This is a genomic window from Salinispora oceanensis (assembly GCF_000383575.1).
Taxonomy (GTDB): Bacteria; Actinomycetota; Actinomycetes; order Mycobacteriales; family Micromonosporaceae; genus Micromonospora; species Micromonospora oceanensis.
This window is the reverse complement of sequence record NZ_KB911579.1, coordinates 2,350,382-2,368,054: the sequence shown is the minus strand read 5'-3', so window position 1 is coordinate 2,368,054 and position 17,673 is coordinate 2,350,382. Positions and strand designations below refer to the sequence as shown.

The window sequence follows — 17,673 nt, the reverse complement described above, 5'->3', positions numbered from 1 at the left end:
ACGGGCCCCGGTGTTCCCGGGGCCCGTCCGCGCGGGAAAGCGGGGCGTCAGCGGCCGGGCTCCCCGGTGGTACGGATCCGGTCCAGTGCCGGGGCGGAGACCGGCGAGGTCTCGGTCAGGTACGCCACCAGCGCGTCCAGGTCGATCTGGCCGGTGACCGGGTTGGTGCCGTCGGTGAGGACGGAGAAGCCGTCACCCCCGCCGGCCAGGAAGTTGTTCACCGTGACCCGGTAGGTGCCGTCGGTCTCCACCGGCACGTCGGCGAAGGTCAGGCTGCCGCGGACCACGCGCGTACCGGCGCAGGGGTCACCCGCCGGGGCGGTGCTGCCAGCCGGATCGACGACGTACCGGACCGTGGCCGACGGGTAGAGCACCCGCTCGTTAACGAACTGCTGCTCCAGCAGGCAGTAGAGCTGCTCGCCGGTGAGGTCGAGGGCCACCAGGTTGTTGGTGAACGGCTGCGCGGTGAACGCCTCCTCGTAGGTGACCGGGCCGGCGTCGAGGTCGGCCCGGACACCGCCCGGGTTCATGAACGCGGCGACGGAGTTCTGGTCCCCCTCGGTGGCCCAGAGCTGGGCGTCGGCGATCAGGTTCCCGAGCGGGGACTCCCCGCGAACGGTGTCGAAGAGGGTCTCCTGGGTCCGGGTGATCGCCTCGGTGGTCTCGCCGACCTCCCGGCCGGCGACCGGGCCGAGGACGGTCTGGTAGCGGTCGATCAGCGCGGTCTGGGCCGGGTCCTCGGCGACGTCCCGGGTAACCACCAGGTTCTCGGCGGAGGCCCGCAGCACGTCCCCGGTCCGCCGGTCGATCTTCAGGTCGATGTCGGTGATCAGCCGGCCGTACGAGCTGGCGCTGGTCACCAGCTTGTTGTTGACCTCGCAGTTGTACGCCTGGTGGGTGTGCCCGCTGACGACCACGTCAATGGACCGGTCCATCCGGTTGACGATGTCGACCACCGGGCCGGTGAAGTCGACGCAGTCGTTGATGCCACCGGCACCGGCCTGGTTACCGCCCTCGTGCAGCAGCACCACGATGGTCTCCACGCCCTTGCGGCGCAGTTCCCGCGCGTACCGGTTGGCGGTCTGCGCCTCGTCGGCGAAGGTCAGGCCGGCGACGCCGTCCGGGCTGACGATGTCCGGCGTGCCCTCGAGGGTCATTCCGATGAAACCGATCTTGACGCCCTGCACCCGGTGAATGGCGTACGGGGGCAGCAGCGGCTCGCCGGTCTCGGTCACGAAGGAGTTCGCGGCGAGGTACTGGAAGTCAGCGCCCCGGTACGGGGTGCCGTCGGCGCAGCCGTCGACCGGGTGGCAGCCGCCGTGCTGAATCCGCAGCAGCTCGTCGGAGCCCTCGTCGAACTCGTGGTTGCCGACGCTCGCGTAGTCGAGCCCGGCCAGCGACAACGCCTCAATGGTCGGCTCGTCGTGGAAGGCCGCCGACAGCAGCGGGGAGGCACCGATCAGGTCCCCGGCGGCGACCGTGATGGTGTTCTTCTTCTTGCTGGCCTTCCGGAGCTCGGCCAGGTGGGTCGCCAGGTACTCGACTCCGCCGGCCGGCTGGTCCTCGATCGTGCCACTGGACCCACCGGGCGGTTCCAGATGACCATGGAAGTCGTTCAGCGCGAGCAGCGTGACGTCGACCGGCTTCCGCCCGGCGTCCGCCGCTTCGGGGGTGGTCGCGACCGCGCCGAAGGCGGCCACAGCGAGTGCGGTCAGGCCGATCGCGGCCCGACGCATCCCAGGGATGGACAAAGGAACTCCTCGTGGAACCGGCGCGGAACATTCGGGCTAGGCGCGCCCACCATTTCGCGCCATCGGCAGGATTCGGACACCGGCGGCGACGGGTACCGCCACCAGCACCGATGACAGCCTCTCATCGCTCTCGCCCCCAGTCGACCGGGCGGCGCACCACAGCTTCGGCAACAGTGGGTAGCCCGCCGGCACGGCGGACCGAGGGCACCGGGGCGCCGTGACCGGCTGGCTACCCTGGAACGCGGCACCGGCAGCGGCCGGTCACCTCCGACCCGGGACAACACACGAGTGGATCACGATCGAGTCATCTGTGACGGCACGGCCCGCCTGGCAACGGCGACGACCGTCACCGAAGCGTGCCAGGCGACGATCGCCGCCCTGGCCCGGTCCACCCCGGCCACGATCTCGGTGCTGTTGGAGGTCCACGACCGGCTCCGCTGCCTCGCGGCCACCGGGTCGTGGCAGGTCTTCTCGACCGTCCCGCCGGCTACCGGCGTCGTCGGTCGGGTGCACACCACCGGTCACCCCGCGGTCATCACCGATCTCGGCGCGGAGCCGGATCGCCTCCCGGTCCGTCCCGACGCCACCAGCGAGGTCTGCGTACCGGTGCCGGGCCCGGCGGGCCGGCCGGTCGGCGTCCTCGACCTGCTCTGGAGTCAACCAGCGGACCTGACGGCGTGGCGGGACACCGCCGGACGCCTCGCGGAACAGCTCGGCGCGCGGATCGTGGCACTCGGCGGTCCGCCGGCGGAGACCCGCAGCGAGAAGCTGTTGCGGCACGCCAGCGCACTGGCCGCCGCCGACACCGAGCGGGAACTGCGCCACGCGGCCACCACGGCAGCGCGGGACGGGTCGACGCTCTCCACCGCAGTTCTGGTACTCGCCGGGCAGCGGGGGCCCCGGCTGTGCGCGCCGACCACCCGCCCCGACGAGCTGGAGGCCCGGGTCCGCTCCGCGCTCTCCGCGGCCGGTCCGGCGGCGCTGGCGCGGATGGTCGACCTGGCCCACCGCTACGGTGCCGGTTACACCCTCGGTGAGACCGAACCGTCGGCGACCGACGACCACACTCCACTGACCCGGGCCGGCGTGCGCACGCTGGTGACGGTGCCGGTCGGCACAGCCGACGACGCCGGGCTCCTGCTGGTCGCCGACGCGCGGCGGCTCCGTCCCGACCCGACTACCGTCAACCTGCTGGAATTGCTCGCCGGCCAGACCGGAAGCGCCCTGAACCGGCTCCGGACCGTGACTCGGCTCCGCGAGCGGGCCAGCTCCGACCCGTTGACCGGGTTGCGGCACACCGGGCCGTTCGGGGAGCGGATCGCGGCGGCCACCCCCGGGCGTACCGCCCTGCTCGCGATCGACGTGGACGGCTTCAAGACCGTCAACGACACGTACGGCCACCAGGCCGGTGACCGGCTGCTGGTGGGGCTAGCACGGGCGTTGGAGGGCGCGCTGCGCCAGGGCGACGAGCTGTACCGGACCGGTGGCGACGAATTCGCGGCGGTGATCGAGGTGAACCGTCCCGAGGAGGCGGTCCGGGTCGCCGAACGCCTCACTGCGGCGGCACGCCGGATCGGCCGCACCATCAGCGTGGGCGTCGCCCTCCCGTACCCGGACGAGCCCGCCGGCCACGCCCTGCACCGCGCCGACCAGGCGCTCTACCGGGTGAAGCGGGAGGGCCGCGACGGCGTACGCCTGGCCGCCGCCTGAACGTCAACGCTGCGTCAGCTCGCCGGCCAGGAGTTCGGCGATCTGCGCCGCGTTCAGGGCGGCACCCTTGCGGAGGTTGTCCCCGGTCACGAAGAAGTCGAGCGCGCGGGGGTCATCCAGGGCCCGGCGGAGGCGGCCGACCCAGGACGGGTCGGTGCCGACGGCGTCGATCGGCATCGGGAACTCGCCGGCCGCCGGTTCGTCGACCAGGATCACACCGGGCGCGTTGCGCAGCACCTCACTGGCCCCTTCGGCGTCCACCTCGGTGCCGAAGACGGCGTGCACCGCCACCGAGTGCCCGGTGACGACGGGTACCCGGACGCAGGTGGCGGTGACCTTCAGATCGGGCAGGTCAAGGATCTTGCGCGAGTCATTACGCAGGGTCACTTCTTCGGAGGACCAGCCGCCGTCGGTGGGTACCCCGGCCCAGGGCACCACGTTCAGCGCGAGGGGTGCGGGGAAGGGACCAAGATCGTCCCCGACCGCCTGCCGGACATCTCCGGGGCGGGAACCGAGTCCTCGGTCTCCGACGATCTTGACGAGCTGGCGGTACAGGGTGTCCACCCCGGCCGGCCCGACATCGGAGACCGCCTGGTAGGACGAGAGCACCAGCTCCCGCAGGCCGTACTCGCGGTGCAGCGGCGCCACCGCGACGATCATGGCGAGGGTCGTGCAGGTCGCGTTGGCGACGATGCCCCTCGGCCGGTTCCGGACCTGCTCCGGGTTGATCTCGGGGACGACCAGCGGAACGTCGCGTTCGGTGCGAAACGCGGCGGTGTTGTCCACCACGATGGCCCCCCGGTCGACCGCGGTCGGCGCCCACTGGGCCGAGACCGCGTCCGGAACGTCGAATATCGCGACGTCAACGCCGTCGAAGACCTCCGGGGTGAGCGCCTGTACGGTCAGCTCCTCGCCTCGGCAACCCACCGTCTGCCCAACTGACCGGGCGGAGGCGACGAGTCGGATCTCACCCCAGACGTTCCGACGGCCGGTGAGCAGCTCGCACAGGATGGTGCCGACCGCGCCCGTCGCCCCGACCACAGCCAGGGTGGGCTCCGACGCCACGGGCTACCGCCCCGTCCCCGCGTACACGACCGCCTCGGTGTCACCACCGAGCTCGAAGGCGTCGTGGATGGCGCGCACGGCATTGTCCAGGTCGGTGTCGCGGCACACCACCGACACCCGGATCTCCGACGTGGAGATCATCTCAATATTCACGCCGGCCTGGCCGAGGGCGGCGAAGAAGCCGGCCGCCACGCCCGGGTGAGAACGCATCCCGGCACCGATCAGCGAGACCTTGCCCACGTGGTCGTCGTAGAGCAGCCCCTTGAACTTGACGCTGTCCTGAATCTTGCTGAGGGCGGCCATGGCGGTGGGGCCATCGGTCTTGGGCAGGGTGAACGAGATGTCCGTCCGGCCGGTGCCCTCGGTGGAGACGTTCTGCACGATCATGTCTATGTTGATCTCCGCACCGGCGACGGTGTCGAAGATCCGCGCGGCGGCACCCGGCTCGTCGGGCACCCCGACTATCGTGATCTTGGCTTCGCTGCGGTCGTGGGCGACTCCAGTGATCAACGCCTGTTCCACGGGAAGGTCCTCCATCGATCCGGTGACCATCGTGCCGGTGCTGGTCGAGTATGACGAACGGACGTGGACCGGCAACTCCGCCCGGCGGGCGTACTCCACGGCGCGCAGAGCCAGAATCTTGGCGCCGCAGGCGGCGAGCTCCAGCATCTCCTCGTAGGTGATCTGTCGGATGTGCCGGGCGTCCGGCACGATCCGCGGATCAGCGCTGAAGACGCCGTCAACGTCGCTGTAGATCTCGCACACATCGGCGTTGAGCGCGGCGGCGAGCGCCACGGCGGTGGTGTCCGAACCACCCCGCCCCAGGGTGGTGACGTCCTTGGTGTCCTGCGACACGCCCTGGAAGCCGGCGACGATGACCACCGCACCCTCGTCAAGGGCGCCCTTGAGCCGCCCCGGCGTGACATCGATGATCCGCGCCCGACCATGCACCGAGGTGGTGATGACCCCGGCCTGCGAGCCGGTGAACGACCGCGCTTCGTACCCCAGGTTGTGGATCGCCATCGCGAGCAGCGCCATCGAGATGCGCTCCCCGGCGGTGAGCAGCATGTCCAGCTCCCGACCGGGCGGCAGCGGACTGACCTGGTTGGCGAGATCGGTCAACTCGTCGGTGGTGTCGCCCATGGCGGAGACGACCACCACCACGTCGTCACCGGCCTTGCGGGCGGCGACGATCCGCTCGGCCACCCGCTTGATCCGCTCGGCGTTGTCGACGGAGGATCCGCCGTACTTCTGCACCACGAGTGCCACGACGGCGCACTCCCTCCCAGTGACCCTGAGCGTGCCGACGCCGCCGACGGAGCCGGCGGCGTCAGGTCAAGACGCCCTCAGGGTATCCGGCGGACCACTCGATCGGATCGGGTGATCCCAGCATCCGGCCCCGAGCGCGGTAACGCTCCGCACAGCGAGCCGTTACGGGTGCCTTTTCCCACATTTGCCTGCCCCCAACCAAGTGGACAAAAGCCTCATAGGGGATGGTTCTTCCTATGACCGACCTCACCCCGCTGATCGCCTTCCGGTGGAGCCCCCGGTCCTTCGACCCCGACGCCGAGCTCGACCCGGCTGAGCTCGACCTCCTCCTGGAGGCAGCCCGGTGGGCGCCCTCGGCGGCGAACCGGCAACCATGGCGCTTCGCCCTCGGCCACCGGGACGACGAGACGTGGAAGCGGATCATGGTCAACCTGCCGGAGCGGGACCAGCGGTGGGCGGGGCGCGCCTCGCTGCTACTACTCGCCGCGCACCTCGCGCCCGCCACCGAACCGGCCGCGGAGCCCGCCTACGACCTGGGGCAAGCCGTGGCGCAGCTGACCACGCAGGCGACCGCGCTCGGGCTGCACGTCCGCCAGCTACGCGAGCTGGACCGGGCCGGCCTCACCAGCGAACTCGAGCTTCCCGCCGACCTCCGGCCCGCCGTGGTGGTCGCGATCGGCCGGCTCGGCAACCCCCTCGACCTCCCCGCCGACCTGGTCGTGGCAGAGACCAGCCTCCGGCGGCGTCGCCCCGTCGCCGACCTGCTGCTGGTCGCCGCGGCTGCGACCCCCATCTCACAGTCCGGGCGATCCTTCCCAGATCCATCCCCCGCCACGTAGGGTGACGTCGTCATGTGGCAGGCGTTGCTTCTCCTTGGTCGCCGCGGCGAGGCCTGACGGCCGGCACCTCGCCGCGGGGTCGAACCGCGCCGCCCGCTCCGACCCGATCCTCGGCGCCTCGCCGACCTCGACTGCTGACGTCACATGACCACGGAGGCACTCCGCATGACCAACCCTGCCGGCACCCCCGCCGCTGAGGCCGACCCCATCGCCCGGCAACGCCCCAGCCGGATGCCGCACCACCGCTACCAGCCCTACCAACGTCAGTTCCGCACCGACCTACCGGACCGCCACTGGCCCACCCGGCACGTCGAGACCGCGCCGCGCTGGTGCGCCGTCGACCTGCGAGACGGTAACCAGGCCCTGATCGACCCGATGTCCCCCGAGCGCAAGCGCCGGATGTTCCAGCTCCTGGTACAGCTGGGCTACAAAGAGATCGAGGTCGGCTTCCCCTCGGCCAGCCAGTCCGACTACGACTTCGTCCGGCAGCTCATCGAGCAGGACCTGATCCCCGACGATGTCACCATCCAGGTGCTGACCCAGTGCCGGGAACACCTGATCGACCGCACCTTTACGGCGCTGCGCGGCGCGAAGCGGGCGATCGTGCACTTCTACAACTCGACCTCGACGCTGCAACGCCAGGTCGTCTTCGGGCTGGACCGCGACGGCATCACCGACATCGCCACCACCGGTGCCCGGCTCTGCCAGAAGTACGCGGAGATCCACACCCCGGACACCGACATCCACTACGAGTACTCCCCCGAGTCGTACACCGGCACGGAGCTGGACTACGCCGTGGAGATCTGCGCGAAGGTGATCGAGGTGCTCGACCCGACCCCGGACCACCGGCTGATCGTCAACCTGCCGGCCACCGTCGAGATGGCGATGCCGAACGTCTACGCCGACTCGATCGAGTGGATGCACCGGCACCTGCCTCGCCGGGACAGCCTGGTGCTCAGCCTGCACCCGCACAACGACCGGGGCACCGGAGTGGCCGCCGCCGAGCTGGGCCTGCTGGCCGGTGCGGACCGAATCGAGGGCTGCCTCTTCGGTAACGGCGAGCGCACCGGCAACGTGGACCTGGTCACCCTGGGCCTGAACCTCTTCTCCCAGGGCATCGATCCCATGATCGACTTCTCGAACATCGACGAGATCAAACGCGCCGTCGAGTACTGCAACCAGCTACCCGTGCACGAGCGCCACCCGTACGCCGGCGACCTGGTCTACACCGCCTTCTCCGGCTCCCACCAGGACGCGATCAACAAGGGATTCGACGCCCTCACGGCCTCCGCCAACACCGCCGGGATCCCGGTCGAGCAGCACCCGTGGGCGGTACCGTACCTGCCGATCGACCCGAAGGACCTGGGGCGCACCTACGAGGCCGTCATCCGGGTCAACTCGCAGTCCGGCAAGGGCGGCGTCGCGTACGTCATGAAGACCGAGCACCAGCTCGACCTGCCCCGCCGGCTCCAGATCGAGTTCTCCGGCGTGGTCCAGCAGGTCACCGACGACAACGGCGGCGAGGTCGACCCGCAGACCATGTGGGAGATCTTCGCCGGGCAGTACCTGCTCGACCACCAGGCAAACCCCACGGTCACCTTGAGCGACTACACGCTCGGCACAGTGGACGGCAAGGTCGAGTTCGAGGCGCTGGTCGGGCACGGCGACGGGCAACGCGCCGTGAGCGCCATCGGCAACGGCCCAGTGGACGCGTACGTCAACGCGCTGCAGTCCCTCGGCGTCAACGTACGCGTCCTCGACTACCACGAACACGCCCTCTCCTCCGGCGGTGACGCCCAGGCGGCCGCGTACGTGGAGTGCGAGGTGGATGGCCGTACGGTCTGGGGCGTCGGGGTGGACGCCAACATCGTCACCGCCACCATCAGCGCGGTGACCAGCGCCGTCAACCGCGCCCACTGAGGCAGCGGGGCCCGGTCCGGGTTGGCCTCCACCCGAGGTCAACCCGGACACCTACCGGCTGCCGGCCGTACCGGCCGACCTCGATCGGCCGCCCCCGGAGCCGTCAGGAAGCGGCCCCCGTACCCCGCTCCGGCCCGGTCGCGGCCGGCAGCGACTGGCAAGGCTGCGACGGTGGTGGCGCCTGACGCGGACGGCGTACGAAGACCACAGCCAGCACCGCCCCCACCACCAGCAGCGCGGCACACCAGGCCAGCGCTCCCCGGTAGGCGGCGGTCAACTCGTCCGGCCGTTCGTAGTCGGTGCCGGAGAGGCCGACCAGCAGCGGCAGGGCGGCCACGGCGAGCAGCCCCCCGGCGCGCGAGGCGGCATTGTTGAAGCCACTCGCCACGCCGGCGAAGCGGTCCGCGACGGCGGCCAACACCGAGGCCGTCAACGGCGCCACCACCAGGGTCAGGCCAAGCCCGAAGAGAAACACCCCCGGCAGCACGTCCCGCCAGTACGACGCCTCCGCGCCGACCGCACGGAGCAGGAGCAGCCCGGCCGCGGACACCACCGGACCCACGGTCAACGGCAGCCGTGGCCCGATCCGGGTCGCCAGGTCACCGGCGATCGGTGAGCCGACCAGCAGCAGCACGGTCACCGGCAGCAGGGCGACTCCGGTGGCCAGGGCCGACCAGCCCGCCACGTTCTGGAGAAAGACGGCGACGAAGAAGGTGAACCCACCGAGCGCCGCGTAGATCACCACGGTGAAGACGTTCAGCACGGAGAAGATCCGGCTGGTGAACAGCCCGGTCGGCAGCATCGCGGTGTCCCCCCGACGCCGTTCGACCAGCACGAAGGCCACCGAACCGAGCACCCCGGCCGCGGCGGCGAGCAAGACCGCAACCGACGTCGCACCCCGCGCCGGGGCATCGATCAGCGCAAACGTGATCCCGGCCAGGGCTACTGCCCCCAGCACCGTGCCGAGCACGTCGAACCGCCGCCGACCCGACCCCGCGGTTCTGGTACGCGAGACGTTCTCGTCCCGACTCTCCGGCACCCAGCGCAGGGCGGCCAGCAGCACCACCGCGGCCAGCGGCACATTGAGGAAGAAGATCCACCGCCAGGAGAACTCGTCGATCAGCCAGCCGCCGACGAAGGGGCCGAGCGCGGTGGAGACGCCGGAGAAGCCGGCCCAGGCGCCGATGGCCCGCCCGCGGTCATCCGGGTGGAAGCTGGCCTGCAGGACCGAGAGGGACCCGGGGGTGAGCAGGGCCGCTCCGGCACCCTGCAGGAGCCGGGCCGCGATGAGCTGCCCGGTGTCCTGGGCCAACCCGCACAGCACCGAGGCCACGGTGAACCAGACCACCCCGAGCAGGAAGACCCGCCGCCGGCCGAAGCGATCCCCGAGTGCGCCACCGAGCAACACGAACGCGGCGAGCATCAGCAGGTAGCCATTGACCGTCCACTGCAGATCAGACACGGTGGCGTCGAGGTCCTCACCGAGGCGGGGAAGCGCCACGTTGACCACGGTGCCGTCGAGGAAGACCATGCCGGAGGCGAGTACCGCGGCGAGCAGCGTACCGGCCCCCGCCGGGGTACCCAGCCGAAGGGAGGGTGATGTCATGGCCCCAAGGTTGCCGCGACTCGATCTCGAAGCGGCTACGAAACGCCGAAACCGCCCGGCGAGGTACTGGGCGAGACCGCCGGAAAGCGCGAAGCTAAAGAGGTGTCGTCTCTTCGCACCAGATCCGGACCGCTGCTCGCGGCAGTGCTGGCGCTCGGCCTGACCGGCTGCGTCCCGGCCACCACGCCCGACCCGTCGCCCACCAGCGACGACGGGAATGTCATGGCGAAGCTGGCCGAGCTGACCGTGGCCAGTGCTGGATCGATGAAGGGCTACAGCCGCGACCGCTTCCCCCACTGGCGGGGCACCGGCAAAAACTGCGATGTCCGGGACACCGTGCTCGCGCGAGACGGGGAGGGCATCAAGCTCTCCGGCTGCAACGTGGTCGGTGGGCGCTGGGAGAGCGTCTACGACGGGAAGGTTCTCACCGACCCCTCCGAGGTGGATGTGGACCACATGGTGCCGCTGGCTAACGCCTGGCGATCCGGGGCTGACCGGTGGACCGACGCGAAACGGGGGGACTTCGCCAACGACACCCGGCTGCCGCACCTCTTCGCGGTTTCCCGCACCGCCAACCGGTCGAAGGGCGATCAGGATCCATCCCAGTGGCGGCCGGCGAACCGGTCGTACTGGTGCCGCTACGCCGAAAGCTGGGTCACGGTGAAGCACCACTGGCAGTTGTCGGTGAACACCGACGAGAAGACCGCGCTGGCCGACATGTTGGCGGGCTGCACCGGGGGGAGCCAATCATGACCGGCACCGGGACGGACCCGGCCCCGAACCGAATCCCGGGAGCCGGGCGCGACGCGACTGCCGCCACCGACGGGCCCATCCCGGGCAGCGCCGGGATGACGGCCGACGGCGCCGCCAGCGCCGCGGTACCCGGCGCTGGAATGAGCGCGGAGACCACCGGCGCCCCAGCCGGCGGCACTCCCGGCGCCGGGATGCGAGCTGACGGCGGGTCGGGGGTCCGTACCGCGGCGATCGTCCCCGGGCCGGGCGGGGTGATGACCGACGAGGTCGGCGTGGTCACCGGCGAGCTGACGCTCCGCACCGAGTACCTCGACGGCCAGGTCACCCTGCGGGTGCAGTACCGCGAGGCCGACGAGTGGTACGTCGTGACCGGCGGGCGGGTGACGCTGCCCGACCCAGCCGGCCTCGATGCGGTACACGCGATCGCCGTCGCCCTGCTCGACCGCCCCGACGGCTGAGCCGGGGCACAGAACCCGCTCCACCGCCCGAGAGCTGAGCCGGGCCGCGGACACTGCTCGGCCGCCCGAAAAGCTGAGCCGGGCGCGGACAGCAGCCGGTCCTGGCTGCTGTCCGCGCCCGGCTACGCCGGCTCAGCCGTCGGCGGAGTCCGCCTTCGCGGTCGAGGTCGGGATCGACACCGGCTCCGGGGCTTCGCCACCCGCGGACCCCCGGATGGCTCCCGCCCCTTCCTGGTTCGGACGAAGTTCCCCGCTGGCGATCCGCTCGGCCCAGTGGCAGGCCACCCGGCTGCCGCCGATCTCACGCAGCACCGGCCGTTCGTCGGCGCAGCGCGTCGGCTGGGCCCACGGGCAACGGGTGTGGAACCGGCAGCCCGCCGGCGGGTTGGCCGGCGACGGCAGGTCACCGGCGAGCAGGATCCGCTCCCGGCGGTCCTCCACATCCGGGTCCGGCACCGGCACCGCCGACATGAGCGCCCGGGTGTACGGGTGCAGCGGCTCGGTGTAGAGCCGGTCGCTCGGGGCCTCCTCCACCAAGGCGCCGAGGTACATGACGCCGACGATGTCGGAGATGTGCCGGACGACGGCCAGGTCGTGCGCGATCACCAGGTAGGTGAGGCCGAGGCTCTCCTGCAGTTCGTCGAGGAGGTTGACCACCTGCGCCTGGATCGACACGTCCAGGGCGGACACCGGCTCGTCGGCGACGATCAGCTCCGGACCGAGGACCACCGCCCGGGCGATACCGATCCGCTGCCGCTGCCCGCCGGAGAACTCGTGCGGATAGCGGGACAGCGCCCACCGGGGCAGCCCCACCTTGTCGAGCGCCTCCCCGATGATCGCGCGTCGCTCGTCCCGGTTGCCGCCGATGCCGTGGGTCTGCAAACCCTCGGTGAGGATCGACTCGACGTTCTGCCGGGGATCCAGACTGGACATCGGGTCCTGGAAAATCATCTGCATCCGACGGCGCATGGCGCGCAGCCGGGCCGGCGGCAGCGTGGTCAGCTCGACATCGTCGAAGACGACCTCACCACCGGTGGGCGGGGTCAGCTGGAGCAGCGCCCGGCCGAGCGTCGACTTCCCGCACCCGGACTCGCCCACCAGGCCGTACGTCTGACCGCGCGGGATCCGTAGGTCGACCCCGTCGACCGCCTTTACGTGGCCGATCGTGCGATCGAAGAGCACCCCCCGCTTGATCGGAAAGTGCACCTTCAGGTCACGGACCTCAACGAGGATGTCGTTGTCAGTCACGGGTCTTCTCCTCGTTGGGCTCCGGGCTCGACGCCTCGGGCTGGTCGGCCGGACCGGCCTGGGCCGGGACGGCGCCGGGCAGCGGCACCGGGTCGACACAGCGGTAGCTACGGCCGTCGTGGGTGCGCACCACCGGCGGCGTCTCATCGAGGCAGGCGTCCACCCGCCGGGAGCAGCGCGGAGCGAACGCACAGCCCTCCGACCAGGACAACACGTCGCGTACCGAGCCGGGGATCGGGTTCAGCGGCTCGCCGCGCCCGCTGTCCAGGCGGGGCACCGAACCGAGCAGACCCGAGGTGTACGGGTGCCGTGGTTCCCGGAAGAGGGGACGTCGACGGGCGGTCTCGACCACCCGGCCCGCGTACAGCACGTTGATGCTGTCACACATGCCGGCGACCACCCCCAGATCGTGGGTGATCATGACAAGCGCGGTGCCGGAGTCGTGGACCAACTCCTTGAGCAGCTCCAGGATCTGCGCCTGGATGGTGACGTCCAGCGCGGTGGTCGGCTCGTCGGCGATCAGCAGCCGGGGGCGGCAGGCGACCGCCATCGCGATCAACGCCCGTTGCCGCATCCCACCGGAGAGCTGGTGCGGATACTCCTTGAGCCGCCGGGTCGGATCCGGGATGCCGACCCGGTCCAGCAGCCCGGCCGCTTCCTTACGCGCCGCGTCACCCTTCATTCCCCGGTGGCGGGCCAGCACCTCGGTCACCTGCAACCCGATCGGGATCACCGGATTCAGCGAGGAGAGCGGATCCTGGAAGATCATCGCTACGTCCCGACCGCGGATGTCCCGCCGGGCGCGGTCGTCGAGTCCAAGCAGGTCGGTTCCGTCGAAGGCCGCCTTGCCGCCGATCCGGGTGCCGGGATGCCGCGGCAGCAGCCCCATGATCGCCATCGAGGTGACGCTCTTGCCGCAGCCGGACTCCCCGACCAGACCGACGACCTCCCCGGCGTCAACCGAGAAGGAGACCCCGTCCACCGCGCGCACCGTACGCTGCCCACGCCGGGCGAACGTGACGCTCAGGTCATCCACTTCGAGCAGTGCCATTACCGGCCCTCCGTTCGCACCTGCGGGGCTCGCGAACCCGTTTCTCGGGCTACACACATAGCGGGACCTACTTCCGCAGCTTCGGGTCGAGGGCCTCACGCATCGCCTCACCGAGCAGGGTGAAGCCGAGCGCGGTGATGATGATCGCTACCGCTGGGAAGATCGCCAGTGCGGGTCGAATACCGAGGTACGGCTGGGCGTCGGCGAGCATGACACCCCACTCGGGCTGCGCCGTGTCCGGGTTGCCGAGGCCAAGGAACGAGAGCGCGGCTGCCTCGATGATCGCGGTGGCCAGGGTCAGCGTGGCCTGCACGATGACCGGAGCCAGCGAGTTCGGCACGATGTGCGTCAGCGCGATCTTCGGCTTCCGGACGCCGAGCGAGGTGGCCGCGAGCACGTAGTCGCTGTTGGCCTGCGCGATCATCGAAACCCGCAGCAGCCGGGCGAAGACCGGCACCGACACCATGCCGACCGCGATCATGACGGTGCTGAGGCTCGCCCCGAGCAGGGCGGCGATGCTGACCGCGAGCAGGAGGCTGGGCAGCGCCAGCATCATGTCGATGACGCGCATGAGCGCGTTGTCGACCGCGCGCCCCCAGCGGCCCCCGAGACCGGCGGCCGCTCCCGCGACCCCGCCGATCAGGGCGCCCACGGCCAGTCCGATCAGGGTGGCGACCACCCCGACCAGCAGGGTCTGCCGGGCTCCGACGATCATCCGGCTGAAGACGTCCCGACCCTGGTGGTCGTAGCCGAACCAGTGCTCGGCGGAGGCGCCGGGGATGATGCCCTGCCCCGACTTCACCAGGCCCTCGCGAATCCCGATGGTGTCCTTCGGCTCGTAGGGGACGAAGAACGGGCCGACCAGCGCCACCAGGACGAAGGCCGTCAGAATGACCGCGCCGATGATGGCGGCGGGGTTCCGCCGCAGCCGCCGGAACGCCTCCTGCCAGAGGCTGACCCCCCGCTCGTCGTCCCGGTTCACCATCTCGGCTAGCCGGTCCAACCGCTCCTTCTTACCTGTCATCGTCATCGGACCCTCACCCTCGGGTCGATCAGGCTGTAGGAGAGGTCAACCAGGAGGTTCACCAGCACGTACACCACCGATATGATCATGATGAAGCCCAGCAGCACCGGGTAGTCACGCTGGCCAATCGCCTCGTAGATGAAGGCCCCGATGCCGGTGAACGCGAAGACGGTCTCGGTCAGCACGGCACCGGAGAGCAGTCCCCCGGTGAGCAGGCCGATCGAGGTGACCACCGGCAGCAGCGAATTGCGCAGCACATGCCGGCCCCGCACGGTCCGCTCGGTCAGCCCCTTCGCCTCGGCGGTCCGGACGAAGTCCTCGTTGAGTACCTCCAACACGCTCGCCCGGGTGATCCGGACGATGATCGCCAGCGGGATGCTGGCCAGCGCGAGCCCCGGCAGCACCAGATGCCAGAGCGCGTCCATAGCGGCATCCCACTCTCGGGTCATCAACCCGTCGAGGACGAAGAAGTTCGTGATCCGGGTCGCCTCGATGGTCGGATCCTGCCGGCCGCTGGACGGGAACCAGCCCAGGTTCTCCGAGAAGATCGCCTTCAGGACGTAGGCCAGGAAGAAGATGGGGACGCAGATCCCGACCAGCGATCCGCCGACCGAGAGATGGTCGAGTAGCTGCCCCCGACGGCGGGCGGCCAGGTAGCCGAGGGGAATGCCGACCCCGATCGCGATCACCAGCGCGGTGATCGTCAACTCGACGGTGCCGGGGAAACGCTCCAGGAACTCCTCGACCACCGGGCGCTTGGTCGACGACGAGGTGCCCAGGTCCAGGCGGAGGAGCCGCTGCACGAAACGGCCGTACTGGACCAGGATCGGCTCGTCGAGACCCATGCTGCGACGAATCGCCGCGCGCATCTCGGGGGTGGCCCGCTCGCCGAGGATGGCGTCCTCGGGGCCGCCCGGTAGGCGGCGGACCCAGATGAAGAGCAGAAGCGAAAGCCCGAACAGCGTTGGTATCAGCTGGAGCAGGCGTCTGACGATAAACCGGAACACGATGCCTCAGAAGGGTGCGGAGGGACGCGGGCGGGCGCTGTGTAGCACAGCGCCCGCCCGGTTTCTTGCGTTAGATCAGGACTTGAACTCAGCGCTGGCGAACCGCTCGTCGGTGAGCGGGCTGGCCTTGACACCGGTCACGTCCTTGCCGAACACGATCGTCGGCGGCGAGTGCGAGACCGGCACACCGGGCAAGAAGTCCATGATGGTCTTGTTCAGAGCCTTGTACTTCTCTACCCGTTCCGCCATGTCGGGGGTGGAGTCGGCGTCCTGGAACTGCGCGAAGAGGGCCGGGTTGTCGAAGCCCCACTCGTCCTTCTGCCGGTCGAAGAAGGTGCCGATGAAGTTGTAGGCGTCGCCGTAGTCGCCGGTCCAGCCGAGGAAGTGCAGGTCGTGCTCGCTACCGGAGGTGGTGGCGTTGAGGTAGTCCGGGCTCCACTTCAGCGGGATCGGCTCGACCGTGATGCCAGCCGCCTCGAGGTCCGCCGAGACCAGCTCGAAGAGATCCTTCGGGTTCGGCATGTACGGACGGGTGACGTCGGTCGGGTAGTGGAACCGCAGCGTCAGGTCCGCCGCACCGGCCTCGGCCAGCAGCTGCTTGGCCTTGTCAACGTCGTAGTCGTAGGTGGTGACGTCGCCGTTCCAGCCCTCGACCGTGTCCGGGAAGAAGTTCGTCGCCACCTTCGCCTTCGGGGGCAGCTTCGAGTCGACCAGGGCCTGACGGTTGATCGCGTGGGCGATCGCCTGCCGGACCTTGAGGTCGGCCAGCTTCGGGTTCCCCTCCTGGTTCATGCCCAGGTAGAGGATGTTGAACGCCGGCCGGGTCAGGACATTGAATCCCTCGCTCTTCAGCGGCTCGACATCAGCCGGCCCGACCAGGTCGTAGCCGTCGACGTCGCCGGAGCTCAGCGCCTGCTTGCGCGCGTTCTCCTCCGAGATGGTCCTGAAGATGAGGGTCTTCAGCTTGGCCTTGTCGCCCCAGTAGTCGTCGTTGCGCTCGATGGTGAGCGACTTGTTGGCGATGTCCCAGTTCTTGAACTTGAAGGGCCCGGTGCCGGTCGGGTGCTTGGTCGCGTACTCGGGGTACTTGACGTCCGTCGCGGTGCCGCCGATGTTGTCCGCGTCGTACTTCTCCAGCGCCGTCGGGCTGTGGATGGAGAACGACGGCAGCATCAGGGCGGCCGGAACCTTGCTGGACGCCCGGGTGAAGGTCAGGTCGACCGTGGTGGCGTCCTTGGCGGCGCAGGACTTGAAGAGGCTCTCCGAGAGCCCCTCGTCCTCGTTCTGGGCGAAGCCGCCCATCACGTCCTGCCAGTAGGCGGTCACGTCCGGGCTCTGCATGAGGCCCGTGGCGTTGTACCAGCGGTTGAAGTTGACGCAGACGGCCTCGGCGTTGAAGTCGGTGCCGTCGTGGAACTTCACGCCCGAGCGGAGCTTGAAGGTCCAGGTGGTGCCCGCCTCGTCCGGAGTCCAGGACTCGGCCAGGCCCGGGCTCACCTTGGTGCCGCCCTCCTCGGGACGGACCAGGGTCTCGAAGATCTGACGGGCCACCCGCAGCGACTCACCGTCGCTGGCGAAGCTCGGGTCCAGCACCTTCGGGTCATGGGCAACACCGAAGACAAGGGTGTCGTTGTTACTACCGCCGGAATCCTCGCGGTCGCTCTCGGCGCAGCCGGCTACCGCGAGGGCCGCGACCGCGATGGCCGCGACAGCAGCCTTCGGCCTGGATGCACGCATGGGTGCTTCACCTCGTCCTTGTGGATACGGACAACGCGGTGACCGGGGTCACCGATGGCGGGAACCATAGCCGTCCGGCCAACGGTGCGGAAACTGCCAGGTGGACAGTCGATGTCGGATCGTGCCTTTCCCCCGCCCGGACCGAAGGATCGAAGAAAAAAAGACGATCTGCCCGAATAATCGGTGGCCGTGATGCGAAACTGTTACGTCATCCCAGCCCTGGAAGACCTCAGGT

At 70.0% G+C, this 17,673-nt stretch carries 14 protein-coding genes; 5 read left to right on the top strand and 9 right to left on the bottom strand.

Annotated features, from left to right (window positions below; all coding sequences use genetic code 11):
• Nucleotides 1-47: 47 nt before the first annotated feature.
• Nucleotides 48-1,736, bottom strand: a complete 1,689-nt coding sequence (locus SALPAC4_RS0111110) for a bifunctional metallophosphatase/5'-nucleotidase (RefSeq protein WP_019870379.1) — start codon at nucleotides 1,734-1,736, stop codon at nucleotides 48-50.
• Nucleotides 1,737-2,039: 303 nt separating this feature from the next.
• Between SALPAC4_RS0111110 and SALPAC4_RS0111105 the strand changes: the two genes are divergently transcribed.
• Nucleotides 2,040-3,461 (top strand): sensor domain-containing diguanylate cyclase, encoded by a 1,422-nt coding sequence (locus tag SALPAC4_RS0111105; RefSeq protein ID WP_019870378.1) that lies wholly within the window; start codon nucleotides 2,040-2,042, stop codon nucleotides 3,459-3,461.
• Between the two features lie 3 nt (nucleotides 3,462-3,464).
• On the opposite strand, the gene SALPAC4_RS0111100 is transcribed toward SALPAC4_RS0111105, so the two are convergent.
• Nucleotides 3,465-4,526, bottom strand: a complete 1,062-nt coding sequence (locus SALPAC4_RS0111100) for an aspartate-semialdehyde dehydrogenase (RefSeq protein ID WP_018730350.1) — start codon at nucleotides 4,524-4,526, stop codon at nucleotides 3,465-3,467.
• A gap of 3 nt (nucleotides 4,527-4,529) precedes the next feature.
• Nucleotides 4,530-5,795, bottom strand: a complete 1,266-nt coding sequence (locus SALPAC4_RS0111095; RefSeq protein ID WP_019870377.1) for an aspartate kinase — start codon at nucleotides 5,793-5,795, stop codon at nucleotides 4,530-4,532.
• Nucleotides 5,796-6,031: 236 nt separating this feature from the next.
• Here SALPAC4_RS0111095 and SALPAC4_RS0111090 point away from each other — a divergent pair, with 236 nt between their 5' ends.
• Complete coding sequence (locus SALPAC4_RS0111090) at nucleotides 6,032-6,634, top strand: nitroreductase family protein (protein WP_019870376.1); 603 nt, start codon at nucleotides 6,032-6,034, stop codon at nucleotides 6,632-6,634.
• A 144-nt stretch (nucleotides 6,635-6,778) separates the two neighbouring features.
• The gene (gene leuA, locus SALPAC4_RS0111085; protein WP_019870375.1) at nucleotides 6,779-8,554 is read left to right on the top strand and encodes a 2-isopropylmalate synthase; all 1,776 of its coding nucleotides are present in this window, start codon (nucleotides 6,779-6,781) and stop codon (nucleotides 8,552-8,554) included.
• A gap of 103 nt (nucleotides 8,555-8,657) precedes the next feature.
• Here leuA and SALPAC4_RS0111080 read toward each other — a convergent pair whose 3' ends face one another.
• A complete protein-coding gene (locus tag SALPAC4_RS0111080) occupies nucleotides 8,658-10,160 on the bottom strand; it encodes an MFS transporter (RefSeq protein WP_019870374.1) in 1,503 nt (500 codons plus the stop codon).
• 144 nt (nucleotides 10,161-10,304) lie between these two features.
• On the opposite strand from SALPAC4_RS0111080, the gene SALPAC4_RS0111075 reads away from it, so the two are divergent.
• Nucleotides 10,305-10,913, top strand: coding sequence for an HNH endonuclease family protein (locus tag SALPAC4_RS0111075; protein ID WP_019870373.1), 609 nt, complete (start codon nucleotides 10,305-10,307; stop codon nucleotides 10,911-10,913).
• The gene (locus SALPAC4_RS0111070) at nucleotides 10,910-11,371 is read left to right on the top strand and encodes a hypothetical protein (protein ID WP_019870372.1); all 462 of its coding nucleotides are present in this window, start codon (nucleotides 10,910-10,912) and stop codon (nucleotides 11,369-11,371) included. Before SALPAC4_RS0111075 ends, SALPAC4_RS0111070 begins: the two co-directional genes overlap by 4 nt.
• A 132-nt stretch (nucleotides 11,372-11,503) precedes the next feature.
• Here SALPAC4_RS0111070 and SALPAC4_RS0111065 read toward each other — a convergent pair whose 3' ends face one another.
• From SALPAC4_RS0111065 to SALPAC4_RS0111045, 5 genes are all read right to left on the bottom strand, one after another.
• Complete coding sequence (locus SALPAC4_RS0111065; RefSeq protein WP_019870371.1) at nucleotides 11,504-12,619, bottom strand: ABC transporter ATP-binding protein; 1,116 nt, start codon at nucleotides 12,617-12,619, stop codon at nucleotides 11,504-11,506.
• A complete protein-coding gene (locus SALPAC4_RS0111060; RefSeq protein WP_019870370.1) occupies nucleotides 12,612-13,670 on the bottom strand; it encodes an ABC transporter ATP-binding protein in 1,059 nt (352 codons plus the stop codon). Before SALPAC4_RS0111060 ends, SALPAC4_RS0111065 begins: the two co-directional genes overlap by 8 nt.
• 67 nt (nucleotides 13,671-13,737) lie before the next feature.
• A complete protein-coding gene (locus tag SALPAC4_RS0111055; protein WP_019870369.1) occupies nucleotides 13,738-14,700 on the bottom strand; it encodes an ABC transporter permease in 963 nt (320 codons plus the stop codon).
• Entirely contained in the window at nucleotides 14,697-15,701 is a 1,005-nt protein-coding gene (locus tag SALPAC4_RS0111050) for an ABC transporter permease (protein WP_019870368.1), read from the bottom strand. The genes SALPAC4_RS0111055 and SALPAC4_RS0111050 overlap by 4 nt, the downstream gene beginning before the upstream one ends.
• Nucleotides 15,702-15,776: 75 nt before the next feature.
• A complete protein-coding gene (locus tag SALPAC4_RS0111045) occupies nucleotides 15,777-17,438 on the bottom strand; it encodes an ABC transporter substrate-binding protein (RefSeq protein WP_019870367.1) in 1,662 nt (553 codons plus the stop codon).
• Nucleotides 17,439-17,673: the final 235 nt, after the last annotated feature.